This is a genomic window from Anaerocolumna aminovalerica (assembly GCF_900115365.1).
Lineage (GTDB): Bacteria > Bacillota > Clostridia > Lachnospirales > Lachnospiraceae > Anaerocolumna > Anaerocolumna aminovalerica.
Genome location: NZ_FOWD01000003.1, coordinates 15,874 through 30,717, shown reverse-complemented (window position 1 = coordinate 30,717; position 14,844 = coordinate 15,874). Strand labels below are relative to the sequence as shown.

Here is a 14,844-nt window from a genome sequence, read left to right as displayed (position 1 = left end):
AAAGGGGCGTATCATAAACGCCCCTTATTGGGTCAACTATTAGTTTCAAAAAAATAATTATTCTGCTGTAGCTTTATTTCCAATAATTACGTCTATCCAGTCACTCATATTGAAAGATACCTCTGAACAGTACTTCGGATCTTCTACTACAAGAGCTCCTCCATCTTCGCTAACCCACCAGTCATATCCTCTGTCATTTTTGGCAGAATAGGTATCAACACCATCTACAAAACCATCCTGTGAATGATCCTGATTGATATTAGGATTAGCACTATAGCCACCCATATCTTTGCCCCATGCATAAAAACCTTCTTCTGTAGTTACCATATACGCAATAAAAGCACAGGCTGTCCATGGAAGGGGAGCTGTCTTCACAAGCTGAAGATAATGCTTATAGGCATAGCCGCCGATTCCCGCATATTCATCCTGATAGGCTGCCACTGTTACATTATTTACAGAAACAGTTTCTGATTCTTCAACGGAACGAAGCTTAGAATAAACAAGAAGACCGCTTTCACCAACTGCTGAGGTGGTAACAAGTTCGTTACAGATAGGGCCGTCATCTGTCTGTTCGTTGTATTTTTCACACCATAGCTTAATCCATGCTAAACCATATTTCGTATTATCCCCGGACAAACCAAGGCTTTTCCCATCTTCAGCTACTTCATCAATGGTTGTTTGGAAATAAGCCTGTTTTGTACTGTCTAAAGCATCAAATGCTTTCTTTAGGTAGGTCGCATATTTATCATTAGTTAACATATATAAGAAATTCTTTCCAACAGGTTCAGAATCAACACCCATAAATAACGGGCTTGCGTCCTCATACACAAAATCCCAGCAGTTTGTGTAGTTTTTATTTCCAAGATTGTTAAACATGAATACTTTATTTAATGTTTGTAATGCTAATGGATGCCCGTTTTCCTTTTCATTTACGCCATTTGCCTCTTTCCATTCCTTAGGAATGAAATTAAGAAGATTACCGGTATCCAGCATTTTACTCTGAATCTGGTTTCCATCCTGAATTAATGTCATGGAATATGTATGACTGGAACTGGTTATGTCTGCATTTAATAGGGTAAAAATTGAATTATTCTTAGGCTGTGACCATTCGATGGTTCCATTATAGGAAGAATCAATTTTTTGCAGTTCTTCAATAAAACCGGTTGCTGCCGTTGCACCCCGGCTTGAGTTACCGATACCATACATGGTTTTACCCTTGGACTCTTCAATTGCTTTTTGGTAAAGTTCTTGAAGTGTCATTTTTTCTGCTTGTTCAATGATTTTCTCTGCCTCACTTTTTTCTCCACTTTTACTTGTCTGTGATGTTCCGCAACCAGCCAGCATTGTGCTGACCATTGTAAGAACCAAAAGAAGTGATACCAACTTTTTCATTTTTCCATCCTCCACATATTATCTGTTTTTTGAAGTAATACAATATGAATCCCCCGTAACTTGTATTCTTCATATATACATATTAGATAATTTGTGGTAATAATGATACCTTCTTTTGTGCAAAATTATCCTTAAAAATGAACTATTAACTGGTATATACCTTATTTTTTATAAATTCCCTAGGTGAAGTTTTGGTATAACGCTTAAACACTAAACAAAAATGTTTGTAATCTGAAAATCCTGTCATATCCGATACCTGATAAACACGGTAAATTCCTTCATCAAGAAGTCTTATGGCTTGCTGTACACGGTACATATTTAAAAAATCCAGACAGGTGTGTCCCGTTTCTTCTTTAAACTTCCTGCTAAGATAACTGGCACTAATCTCTAATTCCTCTGAAATACTTTCTATACTTATCTTCTCTATGTAACGTTCTTTGATAAAATCGATTGTTTTTTTAACATAAGGATTCTTATAGAAGTCACCGGAAGAAAGCAGTTCAATGTCCATTCCCTGATTTTTCTGCCTAAATACCAGTTCCTTCTCCTTTTCATGCTTAATTTCAACTTGCAGTTTACCCATGACCTCTTTCAGTTTATCTACATCAACCGGTTTCATAAGATAATCATATGCTTTTAATTCAATTGCCTCTTTTGCATAATCAAACTCTGCATAGCTTGTGAGAATTACACTTTTAAACCGAACTTCCTCCTTTGCCCGGCGTATCATTTCAAGTCCATTTACTTTAGGCATCATAATGTCTGCGAGTACCACGTCCGGCTTTAATTCTTTAATCTTTTCAATTCCTTCTTCACCGTTGGCGGCCTCCCCCACAAGGACATATCCTATGCTTAACCAATCAATGGTGTAAGCTAATCCCTTTCTGATAATATCCTCATCTTCTGCTATTAGTACCTTAAGCATAACCTTATACCTTCCTTCTCAATAATATTACAATGCAACTATAGACCAGAATTCATGCGAACAGGTAACGTCAAGGTTACAACCGTTCCCTCTCCCAATTTGCTTTCTAAAGTAACTCCATAATCCCCGTGATACATTAATTGTATTCTTCTGTGTATATTATAAATACCATGATGATTCGTTTTATTTACCGGCAGTAGAAGGTTTTCTCTGATTTGCTTTAACATGTCTTCTTTAATTCCCCCTCCGTTATCTTTGCAAACAAAGATTAATTTGCCTTCCTTCTCAAATCCTTTAATGGTAACATGCAGTGTATCTCCTTCTGCATAACCATATTTGACAGCATTTTCAATAATTGATTGTATCATTAATTTAGGAATTAAATACTTCTTAACCTTTTCTTCTACATCAATTTCATAGGTAAACCTTCTGTTATATCGAATTTTTAAAATGGTGAGATAACTCTCCGTATATCGCATATCTTCTTCAACCTGAATTTCTTCTTCCGCATCACTGATACTGTATCGAAGCAGCGTTGATAAGGCAATGATCATTTTATCCGAAGCTTCCGGATCAATCTTACTCATAAAGCGGATATTGTCCAAAGTATTAAAAAGAAAATGAGGATTAAACTGCGCTTCCAGTTGTTTCACCTGTGCAAATGCAGCATATCTGGTCAATTCTTTGTTTTCTTTTATGTTCTTCTTTAAGCCGTCCAACATTAAGTTATATGCTTCGCCGATTTCCTTGAATTCAACACTACTGTCAATATTCAGATAACGTTCCAGATTACCTTTTTTGACCTGTTCAAATGCTTCCGCTATTTTATAAATATCCCTTGTACTCTTTTTTGCTACTTTTCTGCTGATAAAATAGGTAATTATAATAATTGCGGCAAATATAAGCAGAATGAACATGCTCATTGTGTAAAACATTCTTGATTCCATATCATGGCTGGTAATAGTGTACACCTGTAACTTATCCTTGCATATTTTACTTTTGGACAGATAATATCCTTTATCCTGATACTGAATAAATCCTTCGGAATATTCCTGTTCTCTTACAAAGCGTCCCAATGTATCTTGAAAAACATAATTATTGGTAAGATAGATCCATCCATTACCATCTGTTATAACCGTTTGCTGCGGTGATACCTGTGTCAACAATAAACGAAATTCATCCGCCGGAATCGTTACTACTATATAGCCTGCCAGTTCTCCTTGTTTTTGTATGCTTGTACCAATACATAGAATCCGCCCTCCCTCTGTTGCAAGCTTTATAGAAATATCCTGAGGGTTTTCACGTATTTCCCGAATAATACCCCAATCATAACAAGAATTATCTATTAAAAAACCAGGCATATTATTATAATCGGATAGAACAGAATTCAGTTCTTCGTCTAGAATATATAGTTTTGCGGAATATTTTGTTTCTGCAAAAAGTTTATACATGGATCTTCGTATTTCTACCAGCTTATTTGTATCGATAGGTTCCGTAATTAACGATTCATCCTTTGATAAGCTTAATGCTTCATTTATGTAAATATCCACAACTTTTTGAAATACATTACTTACCTTAGCATTAGCGGCACGGTTTGTAGTATAAACACTATATTGCCATATTCCAAGTATCAGCCCCATGCATAAACAGGCAATCAGGAATGCAGGTATAATTGCATACAGGATAAACATATGTCTTATATTATCACTAAAGTATCTTATTCTTTTTCTGTTCATATCGGCTCCATTATGTACCGCAGTTTAATTGCGATACTTATATTATCAATTTAGGATTCCTATTCTTCATTTATATTTAAAAATATTTCTTTGAATTTTTGCAGCCATTCTTTTTTCATTTCATAAACCAATTCTCTATCTGCATGAGCAATTGTAATCTCATCCTTTGTCTTAAGATACTTTGGAGTTTTTACATCTACACGAACCGACCGTCTGTTAAGCTCTATGGTTATCATTGTCTGCACTTCATATCCGGTAGCATAATCTATAAATGCCTTGGCACTTTTTAGATGAGGTGAATTTTTAACTATCGTCACACAGTCAGGCATAGATAGAACTCCTTCTTCCATATATACAATTTTTATCTTTTCTCCATTAGCCACCAAAGCGGCAGCAGCTTCCTCAAATATAAGTCCCACAACAAATTCACCATTTGCAACGCCTTGATATACCTCTGTTGAACTTTTCAACAGATTTCCGTCCAGATTCTCACAAAAGAGTTTTACATAATCCCAACCCTCCTCAGGATTACCCTCTCCCATTGTATATAACATATTAATAAGATGCTCGAAAGCAGATGATGATACGGCAGGACTGCAATAAGCAATCTTACCTTTTAACTCCGGATTTAGTAAGTCCTTATAACCATTAATTTTTATATTTCCTATTAAATCTGTGTTAACCATTAAGACACTGGGTACATCAGAAAACTTAGTAAACATTCCTTCTTTATTCTTGAATTCTTCCTGAATTACATCTTCATTAGCACAAGAGTACTCTTCAAACAGATACTTCTGGGGTTTTAATGTAGACAATGTCCCTCCCCATAATATATCTGCATTGGGGTTATTCTGTTCCCCTTCTATTCTTTCAATCAATTCTCCGGTACCGCCACTGACAACCGTTACTAAAATCTCTGTTTTTGACTCAAATTCTTCAATTAACGGTCTGAGAAATTCCAATGGATGGGAGCTGTAAATCACTAACTCTTCCCGTTGATGCTTACTGATATGTACATTGTGGTTTCTTTTTGATATGGTATATCCAACTAAAAGTATGACAAAGAATGACAGTATAACCGTAATTATTATTTTACGTTTCATAGCAATCCCCCAATTAATCTACTGTCGCTGTTGAAATATAGATAAACTTTATAGAAATAAAAATGCATTATAATTATAATAAATGGTTGCCTTTTATTAATTCTTTCTACAATTTTAATAACAAACCATATTATGCAAGCACTTTCTTTATACATATTAACATAATAATGCTAAAAAGGTAAGTATAAATACTGGATTTTATACATGCCTTATATACCAATGTCTTTTACCTATACCACAAAAAAAGCAGGAAGTATCAAAATCTGATTACTTCCTGCTTTTTTTGTGATAGTTTATGGGATGGAATATGAATTTAAATTTGTTACAATTGGAAAAGGGTAGTTATTCTCCCAAACCATTCTCAATACTTGATACAATTGCGTTAAGATCTTCTACTTCCGTATCTCCGGTACACTCTACTGTAATTTCTGTTCCGCATTTTATAGCTGCAGCCATTAAATTTAATATACTTTTGGGATTTATTTTCCTCTCCCCTACTTTAATTGTTACATCTGAATTACATTTCATCGCTGTTCTTGCCAATTCACTGGCAGGCCTTGCGTGAAGACCTGATTTATTCTTTACTACAACATTTTTACTAACCATATTGTCACCTCTTATTTAATTGACTCCAAAATGTTCAAATAATATTTTCTCTGCTTCACTGTTCCACAGTCCTCTATGCTTTTTACAGGATTCTGATAGTTTCTCAAATAGGGGATCTGTTTTTCCCAACTGGGCAAAATCATCTATTGCAGTTAAAGGCATATTAAACTGGGTATAGGTTAATTTTTTACCTCCCGGTATATTGGGTAAATTAATGGTAGCTTCTGCAATACTGTCTATTCCTCCTACATGGGTTACCATAACTGCAGGTTCAATTAATTTCTTACCGGATAGATAAAGTGCTTCTTTTAAATCATCTGTATTACCACCAGTCGTACCCATAATGTGTGTGCTGGTATAATGTGCATTATATAAATTAATTTCTGCCTTAAATTCATTATTTGTAGGACCGGCAAAAAAATTCATGCAACCGTCAAATGCTAAAAGCCTATCTCCCATTTCAGCTACTTCACGAATAGGAATATACACGAATACATCGTCATAGCCGTGACCTTCTGTCAATTCCATTAGTTCTGATACCGGATCCTTCATAGTTGCTGTATTTACATATATAAGTTCAATCCCTTTAGCAGCAGCTGTTTCTTCGGATATTACTTCCTTTGCTCTTTTAATTTTTTCATCGCTTATATCCGTAATTACCAAGCGTTTTGGTTTATTCTCCATAATTAAACCATAACTTATGGCACCAAGCCCCATTGGACCGCAGCCACCTAATATTAATATATTACCCCCTGTTTTCGTTCCCATGGCGTGATGATAATTTTGCTTGTTGGTATGGTAATTAGCATGATATCCTCCTATTATACAACTCATAGGTTCACCAAGAGAAGCTTCAAAATAACTATCTCCATCATAATTCAACAAACATCCTAATTCCATAACTTCATGGGGGATGATGCAATAGGTACAGGCTCCTCCAAAATATTCGTAGGAATAACCCGGTGATGCTAAACTTCCTTTATAGTTAAGTGCCGGCTGCAAAGAAAACTTTTGTCCGGGTTTAAACTGATCCTGCCATTTTGAACCTACTTTAACAATATCACCAGCAAATTCATGACCAATAATAATTGGGTTTGTATCTATATTTTGGGGAGCTCTTTTATGCTTTTTCCCTTGCTTTACTAATTTATAAGTAGACATACATATGCTGTCACTTATTACTTTTACTAAAATCTCATCCTCTTTTATATCAGGTAATTCAAATTCTTCTAACCGTAAATCATCCATTCCATACATTCTTACTGCTTTTGTTTTCATAATTGATCTCCTGCCTTCCTTTTTATCTTTTACTAAGTAAATAAATATAAGCATATAGTCTACATAATATATTTATGTAAACCAAACTCGGAAAATAATTTTAACTAAGGTAATAATATGTAATTAATTACCTGTTTAAATTCTATTTCAATTTGGGCTATTATTAACAACTATTATGTTTTAAATTTTCGTAGTACTATAATTAAAAAATTATATATTTTTTATATAGATATAATTTAGTATAGGTAATTTATTATAGGTATAATTTATATAGGTATATATTTATATAGGTATATGTTTACAGTTATATGTTTTTACAGTTATATGTTTTTATAATTAATGTTTTAGCAACGTTTTAATAATTTTATATTTTTACAATTGCAGTGTTTTATTTATTACCATACCTTATATATTTATTTTATTATTACATTAATCTGTTTTTATTCTATATTTTGTCTATTTCTATACTTCTTCTATCTATATATTTTATTTATTTTTATATTTTATCTAGTTCTATGTCTGTAACAATTCAATTCTAACAATTACTTTTCTATCTATAATTATCAGTAATGCTTCCTATTACTTACATTGAATTACTATAACTTTCTCCATTAGTTCATCTACTAATTCCCTTTTTGGTGGTTTCGTACCTTTCGTTGTAACAGCGCCGGCTGATGCAGCCATGCTTAATTTTACACATTCCTCTAAGTCAAGGCCCTGATCTAATCCATATGCCAAAGCTGCAACCATAGCATCACCGGCACCAACAGTGGAATGAGCCTCTACCTTTAATCCGGGGCATTTTAGTTTTTGTTCTTTCGTTAAGAAAAGTGCCCCCATCTGCCCAAGGGATATGGTTACCATGTGGATACCTTTATCTAATAGTCTATTACCCATATCCAGCAATTCCTTTTCATCGGCACGGTAATCCATCTTAAAAAACTTTTCAATTTCGTGGCGGTTTGGTTTTATTATATCCGGCTTTGCTTCAATGGCATTTATAAATAATTCCCCATCTGCATCCAGGAATACTTTAGCGCCTTTTTCTTTTACTTTTTCTATTAATGTCTTATATATAGAGGTATCTATTCCATTAGGAATGCTTCCTGCAAAAATGAATAGTGTATCTTCTTTTGCGTAGCTGACTAATTTTTCTGTTAATTCATTTACTTCTTCTTTATGAATCATAGGTCCTGGTTCGTTCAGTTCTGTAACTAAGCCATTGGATTCAACTACTTTCATATTAGTTCTAATTTCATTTTTGATAAACACAAAATCAGATTGAATTCCCAATTCTGACAGAGCCTTTTCAATAAGGACACCTCCGCTTCCCCCTATAAAGCCGGTAGCAATGGTTTCTCCTCCAAGCTCATGAATCGTTTTTGATACATTAATGCCCTTACCACCGGCATCCATAATTACACCAGATAATCTATTTAAACCACCATGATCAAAATGTGCCAGATCAGCTGTCTTATCAATGGCAGGATTCATCGTAACAGTTATAATCATCTCTTTATTCCTTTCCCATAAAGATATTGTAAATAGTATCTACATCACTAACGATTAATTTTTTAACCGCTTCCATGTCCGATAATTTATCCGCTATATTAGCCAGAATACTCAGATGTTCATCTCCCACAGCAGCAATACCGATTACAACATACATCAGTTCACCATCCCACATAGTCCCCTCCGGAAATACCATAACTGACAGACCGGATGTCTTGATATTCTGCTTTGCTGCCTCTACACCATGTGGAATTGCAATTCCGTTGCCAATATTAGTAGAGAAAGTCTTTTCTCTTTCTAACATGCCATCAATATAGCTTTCCTCCACATAACCACTATTATATAGCAGTCTGCCGGATTCACGTATTACCTCATCTTTTTCTTTTGGTCTACATCCTAATATGATATTTTTCTTCTGAAGCAGTTCCATTTTGTCATTCCTTCCTTATGCAATAAATCTTATTTTTTAAACAGTTTCTAAATACTGGTTAAAATATTTCTTTAATTCCTTGGATATAAAATTTCTTATTTTTTCTTTCTCACCGGTAAATATTACATCTAAGAATTCATTATCTTCTATCAGCCGGCTGCTTAAGAATCCAAGAATTGCTCCGTTTTCTTTTGTATGTTCATCATCCGGTATTAACATAATGATTACGGTATGCACCGATTTTAAATAAGGATCCGTAAATTCTTTTAAATCTTTAGTCAGACATACTGAAAAACTTGGTTTTACAACCCCTTTTGTTCTGGAATGTAATAAGGCAAAATCGTATTCAGGAATCACCTGAGATGCAATTTTTTCTCTTTTTTTGATATCTTCCTGTATCATCAAGCGCTTGTCGTTGTAATAAGCTATTCTTTCGGTAACCGCTACTAACAGTTCATCAAAGGGTATTTCATTATTTACCTTAATACATTCAAATTCTTTGATAATATGTTTTATTTGGCTTATGGTAAAATTAATTTGTTCCAGTTGCCTGCTAAATTCTGTGGCGGCCATATTCTTTTTAGGGGTTTTTGCATACTTTCTGACTTTTGCATCAATTTGTTCCAGATCCTTATCAATTAGCAACGGACTAACCTTCACAATATCAGCCTCAATATTATCTAAAGCGATGCTGGATATTAAGAAATCTAATTTGCCGAGAATCAAAGGGTTTAAATCTTCTTTCCCATAAGTAACAATATCTGCACGTTCTTTTAAAAAACGATTTAACTTAGAAAGCATTAATCTGGATATTCCAATACCACTGGCACAAACAATGCCGATATTTACTTTACGCTTACTTTCCTTTTGATTTTCCAACCGAACAACAGCGGCTCCAAAATGCATGGATAAAAATCCTATTTCTTCTTCCGGCACTTTACATTTTAATTTTGTTTCAATTAATTTGCCTGCTTTTAAGCATTTCTGAAAAATATCAGAATATGTTTCTTTTATTTGTTTCAATAATGGATTGGAGATCATCATATGATTTTTTAAACGAACAAAAGTAGGCTGTAAATGTGCCAGCAAACCGACTATGAATTCTTCATCCTGTTTTAATTCATAGCTTAAAGATTCATCATAAGCATCAATCATACTATTAATAAAGCTTAATAATTCCTCTCTTTCTGACTGATTTTCCATTCCTTCTTCATCAATATACTGCAATTTGGAGCCTTTAATATGAAGGAAGATATAAGCGATTTCTATATCCGGTATCTCGATTTGAAACTCTTCTTCCAGGGAAGTAGCAAGACATAAAGCTAAATCATAGTCATCGTCTTTATGCAGTTTTTCGATTAATTCCTCATTTGGCTCAATAATTTCATGCTGTAAGATTCTACTGATTGCAATCGTAATGTGTAATAACAACCCAATGTAGGAAATATCCGTTAACCGTAATATTCTTTTATCACGGATACTTAAAAAGCATATCACTACCCGTTTTAATATGTCTTCATCCAGTAAGTTGTATATATTTTCTTCTTCCTTATTTCTTATTACATCAATAACCGTTCGATTTCTTTCATCTATAAGATTTCTAAATATCTTGTTGTCCATATTCTCATCAATAAACTTTCGTAAAGCAATGCGGTAATTCTTTTCACTGCCTTCTAAGGCAACTCCATAACCTGGCTTGCGGATCAATTTCAAGTTAAATTGTTCAAACCAGGTTTGGATTGCTTCCATGTCATTACTAATGGTTGCTTCACTTACACCAAAGATATTTCCATAATAATATAATTTTTTTGGAGAAAGATCCTTTAAGATTTCAAGAATCAATAACTTTCTGCGTTCTTCTATATCACCGGAATCAATCATATCCTCTTCTTTTAATTCGGATAACAAAGACTCTTTATTATCTGATTTACCTTCCAGCCAAATACCAATTCCTGTCTTTGATTGCAAAGAAAGACCATATTTTCTTAAAGAAGCATCTACATCTTCCAGCTCTCTTTGAACCGTGCGCTTGCTCACTTTAATTTCATCTGCAAGTTTCTGGACAGAAATAATCTGATTCTCTTTAAGCATAATATACAATATTTGCCGAAGTCTTGGTGATAAGATCATGGTCTTCCTCCTTATACATTTTGTTCTGTCATTCTAAGAATCAAGGAAAAAATTATCTTTGACCTTAATTATTCTAATCCTAACTAAGAATATCAACTATACCTTCACAGATTCTTTATGAATATGGCTCCAACAGAATTTCCTTAAGAATGACATTCTATATATCTCTATTTTCTTTTCGTTAATTCCTCCACTAATTTATCATATTCAGGAGCTGACAAGAAATTATGGATCAATACCAACTTTGCATCAGGATTACTATGGGAAGCACGTTCCTTTAGTTCTGCATGTGTTACAACAATCTGGGCATTTTCCGGAATGGAGGAAACAGAAGAATGAATTACATTAATATGCCCTAATCCGGCAGCAGCTAGTTTCTTACGAAGTACTGTTGCCCCCATTGCACTGGAACCCATACCTGCATCACATGCAAATACGATATTTTCTACAACACCTAATTCTTTTGTTATTGCTGCTTCTGATGAACCATCCGCAGCTTTTGCCGGAGTAGTTGACGTTGCCATTCCTTTTGATGCTAGTTTCATATCTTTTACTGTATTTTTGCTTGTTTCCAAATTCCCTTCTTTTCCAAAGATCTTTAATAATGGTAATGCAACTATAAAGGATACTGCTGTCGATATTAAAATCCCTAGTATAACACCTACATGACTTCCTATCGGTGTTAATGGAAGAATAGCTAAAATACTTCCTGGTGATGCAGGAGAAGTTAATGCGCCGCCTAATAGATTAAGAGTAAATATGCCACTTGCTCCACCGGCAATTGCAGCTAATAATAAAGTAGGATTCATTAATATATAAGGGAAATATATTTCATGAATTCCACCAAAAAAATGTATAATAATTGCACCGGGTGCTGAATTTTTTGCATCTCCTTTTCCAACCAGGCAATATGCTAACAGAATTCCAAGACCAGGTCCTGGATTTGCTTCCAACAAGAAGAAAATGGATTTTCCTACTTCCTTAACCTGTTCCATTCCCATTGGAGAAAGTATACCATGATTTACCGCATTATTTAAGAATAATACTTTTGCCGGTTCAATAAATATACTGGCAAGAGGCAGAATTCCATGGCTTACGAAAAAATCAACACCGGCTTCCATTACTGTATTTAATCCTTGTACGATTGGACTGACACCGATTAACCCGATTAACGCCAAAATAGCACCTATAATACCAAGGGAGAAGTTATTCACAAGCATTTCAAAACCTGCCTTTACTTTACCCTCAAATAATTTATCAAATTTTTTGATAATCCATCCGCTTAAAGGTCCCATAATCATGGCACCTAAAAACATTGGTACATCCGCTCCAACAATTACACCCATAGTAGCTATGGCCCCAATAACACCGCCTCTATGACCGGCCACCATTTTACCGCCTGTAAATGCAATTAATATTGTTAACAAGTAGGTAGACATTGGGCCAACTAAAGCTCCAAACTTTTCATTCGGTACCCAACCTGTTGGTATAAAAAATGCAGTGATAAGTCCCCATGCAATAAATGCCCCAATATTCGGCATTATCATACCGCTTAAGAATCTTCCAAATACCTGAATTCTTTCTTTCATTACATACCCTCTCTTCTGATTTATTCCGAAGAAACGATCGGCCAATCCTCTTCATGTTTTCATTATACTAGCTAAGACAGACTATTTACAACTTGAAGTAATATTAATTTGGCACTAGACGTTAATGACATAATTAAAAAGTTAACTTTATATAATTTTAGCCGTGTACCTATCTGTACTAAATTATAAAGTTCTATTACATTATTATTGTATATTCGAATACATCCATTGGAAATATCTTTACCAATTGAGCTTGGATTATTAGTGCCATGAATACCATAATCTCCATTTGGAGCATTTAATCCAAGCCATCTAGCTCCAAATGGTCCGCCTGGATTCATAGCTTTATTCACTAATGTTACTTTTTATTTATTGTAAAATGTTTTTTAATTCAAAAATACATGGTATAATATCAGATAAGGAAAGTTTCTAAAGCATCAGTAAAAAATAAAAATACATAAAGGGAAAGGTGATTATATGGAATATAAGAGATTTGAGAACACTATTGTTGCAAGAATTGATAAAGGAGAGGAAATATTATCTTCTTTAGAAAAATTATGCATAGATGAGGATATTCATTTAGGCGTAGTAAGCGGACTTGGTGCAGTCAATGATGTAACTATCGGAATGTTCGATACCGAAGAAAAAACCTATTATAGTAAAGAATGTAAAGGTGATTACGAAGTTACTTCTTTAACCGGTAACATCACCCGAATGAATGAAAAGCCATATCTTCATTTGCACATTACCATAGGAAATACCGAAACAAATGAAAACTATGGCGGTCACTTAAATAAAGCGGTAATCGGCGCTACCGGTGAAATCTTTATCACTGTTATTCCCGGAAAAGTAGGAAGAGAATTTAGCGAAGAAATCGGTCTTAACTTAATGAAATTCAATATGTAATTGATAGCCAGGAAAAGGCTGATGTAACACAATAGACTGTCTCTCTGGGAGTGTAAATTTAGTTTCGATGAATTTACACTCCCAGAGAGACAGTCTATTATGTAACTTAATTTGCAATATAATATCAGCCTAGTATAGTGAAGCAGAAAGTCAATATAAAATCCTGTTTCATTTTTTTCTTCTTAATGTCTTCGCCAATAGTGTTTAACTTCTATTATTCAGACTAATTCTTAATAAAAGTATATCTATTCTCCATAGATTCTAAGGTTTCAAAATAATAGTCATTCCAAGAAAACCCTTTCAAATCCTCCGGATTGTTGATACGGTTTTTAATTATGTATCTTACCATCTGACCTCTAGCCATCTTGGCTTCTGTAGCTAGAGTTCTCAGCTTACCACCTTTCATTACTTTAAAATCACAGGTAATCATTCTATCAAAGGGTAATAAATAAGGCTCTATTACGCTGGAATATTCCTTGGAGGCCAGATTTATTATAATCTCCTGACTCTGAAACAACTCTTTATATAGAGTATCGCCCCAAAAACCATATAGATTTTTACCGCTTATATCAAGTTTGCATTGCATTTCTAAACGATATGGATAAACTTTATCAGAAGCTTTCACCATGCCATATAAACCGCTTAAGATCCGAACTGTTTCTCCTGCAAAATCAAAGTCCTCTCTTGAAAAGGTATCCGGAGCCACATTCATATATTGTAATCCATGGTATGCAAGTAGTGCTGGAGTTTCATGCTTTTTTTCAGACCAGCTTTGAAAATCCACAAAAGTCCCCATTGCCAGTTTAGGATTAATACCCATCAGACTTTCTAATTCAAAAGGGGAATATTCCTTTAATATACTTATTAAATATTTTGCTTGTTTTATATACTTTGGATTTGTTAGAGTCAGATCTTCTTTGGGAATAACTCTCATGTTTTTTGCAGGTGATATTATAACTTTCACAATTATCCTCCTTGTAAATAATGATTTATCAAAACCATACCACAATTCATCCCTCCTTTTTGTAAAGATTTTCTCAGAAAAATTATCATAGGATGATTTTAATGTTTGATGATTTCTATGCTAAATGTTTAAATTTTTGATGGAATTCAGGTGCTAAAAGGGATAGGCTCCCGCCATATCGGTAGCACTAGAATATATTATAGTAAACCTATGTTCGTTTTTCAATTGTGAAAGATGATATTTATTGCAAAAACCTTATTTTATATTATAATA

13 protein-coding genes are annotated in these 14,844 nt (G+C 34.0%); 1 reads left to right on the top strand and 12 read right to left on the bottom strand.

The annotated features are described in order from the left end of the window. Nucleotides 1-57 precede the first annotated feature (57 nt). The 11 genes from BM183_RS02255 to BM183_RS02205 form a co-directional block, all read right to left on the bottom strand. The gene (locus BM183_RS02255) at nucleotides 58-1,392 is read right to left on the bottom strand and encodes a hypothetical protein (RefSeq protein ID WP_091684155.1); all 1,335 of its coding nucleotides are present in this window, start codon (nucleotides 1,390-1,392) and stop codon (nucleotides 58-60) included. 145 nt (nucleotides 1,393-1,537) lie between these two features. Beyond that, the gene (locus BM183_RS02250; protein WP_091684154.1) at nucleotides 1,538-2,317 is read right to left on the bottom strand and encodes a response regulator transcription factor; all 780 of its coding nucleotides are present in this window, start codon (nucleotides 2,315-2,317) and stop codon (nucleotides 1,538-1,540) included. A 38-nt stretch (nucleotides 2,318-2,355) separates the two neighbouring features. Then, the gene (locus BM183_RS02245) at nucleotides 2,356-4,053 is read right to left on the bottom strand and encodes a sensor histidine kinase (RefSeq protein WP_091684153.1); all 1,698 of its coding nucleotides are present in this window, start codon (nucleotides 4,051-4,053) and stop codon (nucleotides 2,356-2,358) included. 59 nt (nucleotides 4,054-4,112) lie between these two features. Beyond that, nucleotides 4,113-5,156: an extracellular solute-binding protein gene (locus BM183_RS02240; RefSeq protein ID WP_091684152.1), complete on the bottom strand. Its 1,044-nt coding sequence runs from the start codon at nucleotides 5,154-5,156 to the stop codon at nucleotides 4,113-4,115. Nucleotides 5,157-5,498: 342 nt separating this feature from the next. Further along, nucleotides 5,499-5,762: an HPr family phosphocarrier protein gene (locus BM183_RS02235; protein WP_091684151.1), complete on the bottom strand. Its 264-nt coding sequence runs from the start codon at nucleotides 5,760-5,762 to the stop codon at nucleotides 5,499-5,501. 15 nt (nucleotides 5,763-5,777) lie between these two features. Continuing rightward, nucleotides 5,778-7,040 carry a zinc-binding dehydrogenase gene (locus tag BM183_RS02230; RefSeq protein ID WP_091684150.1) on the bottom strand — a complete coding sequence of 421 codons (1,263 nt, stop codon included), beginning with the start codon at nucleotides 7,038-7,040 and terminating at the stop codon, nucleotides 5,778-5,780. Nucleotides 7,041-7,619: 579 nt separating this feature from the next. Next, on the bottom strand, nucleotides 7,620-8,552 hold the full coding sequence (pfkB, locus tag BM183_RS02225; protein WP_091684149.1) for a 1-phosphofructokinase: 933 nt from the start codon (nucleotides 8,550-8,552) through the stop codon (nucleotides 7,620-7,622). Between the two features lie 4 nt (nucleotides 8,553-8,556). Beyond that, nucleotides 8,557-8,982 (bottom strand): PTS mannitol transporter subunit IIA, encoded by a 426-nt coding sequence (locus BM183_RS02220; protein ID WP_091684148.1) that lies wholly within the window; start codon nucleotides 8,980-8,982, stop codon nucleotides 8,557-8,559. A 36-nt stretch (nucleotides 8,983-9,018) separates the two neighbouring features. After that, nucleotides 9,019-11,112, bottom strand: coding sequence for a BglG family transcription antiterminator (locus BM183_RS02215; RefSeq protein WP_091684147.1), 2,094 nt, complete (start codon nucleotides 11,110-11,112; stop codon nucleotides 9,019-9,021). Nucleotides 11,113-11,279: 167 nt separating this feature from the next. Next, nucleotides 11,280-12,701, bottom strand: a complete 1,422-nt coding sequence (locus BM183_RS02210) for a PTS mannitol transporter subunit IIBC (RefSeq protein ID WP_091684146.1) — start codon at nucleotides 12,699-12,701, stop codon at nucleotides 11,280-11,282. 71 nt (nucleotides 12,702-12,772) lie between these two features. Beyond that, on the bottom strand, nucleotides 12,773-13,042 hold the full coding sequence (locus tag BM183_RS02205; RefSeq protein ID WP_330392289.1) for a L,D-transpeptidase: 270 nt from the start codon (nucleotides 13,040-13,042) through the stop codon (nucleotides 12,773-12,775). Between the two features lie 136 nt (nucleotides 13,043-13,178). On the opposite strand from BM183_RS02205, the gene BM183_RS02200 reads away from it, so the two are divergent. Next, the gene (locus tag BM183_RS02200) at nucleotides 13,179-13,607 is read left to right on the top strand and encodes a PPC domain-containing DNA-binding protein (protein WP_091684144.1); all 429 of its coding nucleotides are present in this window, start codon (nucleotides 13,179-13,181) and stop codon (nucleotides 13,605-13,607) included. 223 nt (nucleotides 13,608-13,830) lie between these two features. Here the strand turns inward: BM183_RS02200 and yaaA are convergent, their stop codons facing one another. Then, nucleotides 13,831-14,571: a peroxide stress protein YaaA gene (yaaA, locus tag BM183_RS02195; protein ID WP_091684143.1), complete on the bottom strand. Its 741-nt coding sequence runs from the start codon at nucleotides 14,569-14,571 to the stop codon at nucleotides 13,831-13,833. Nucleotides 14,572-14,844 lie beyond the last annotated feature (273 nt).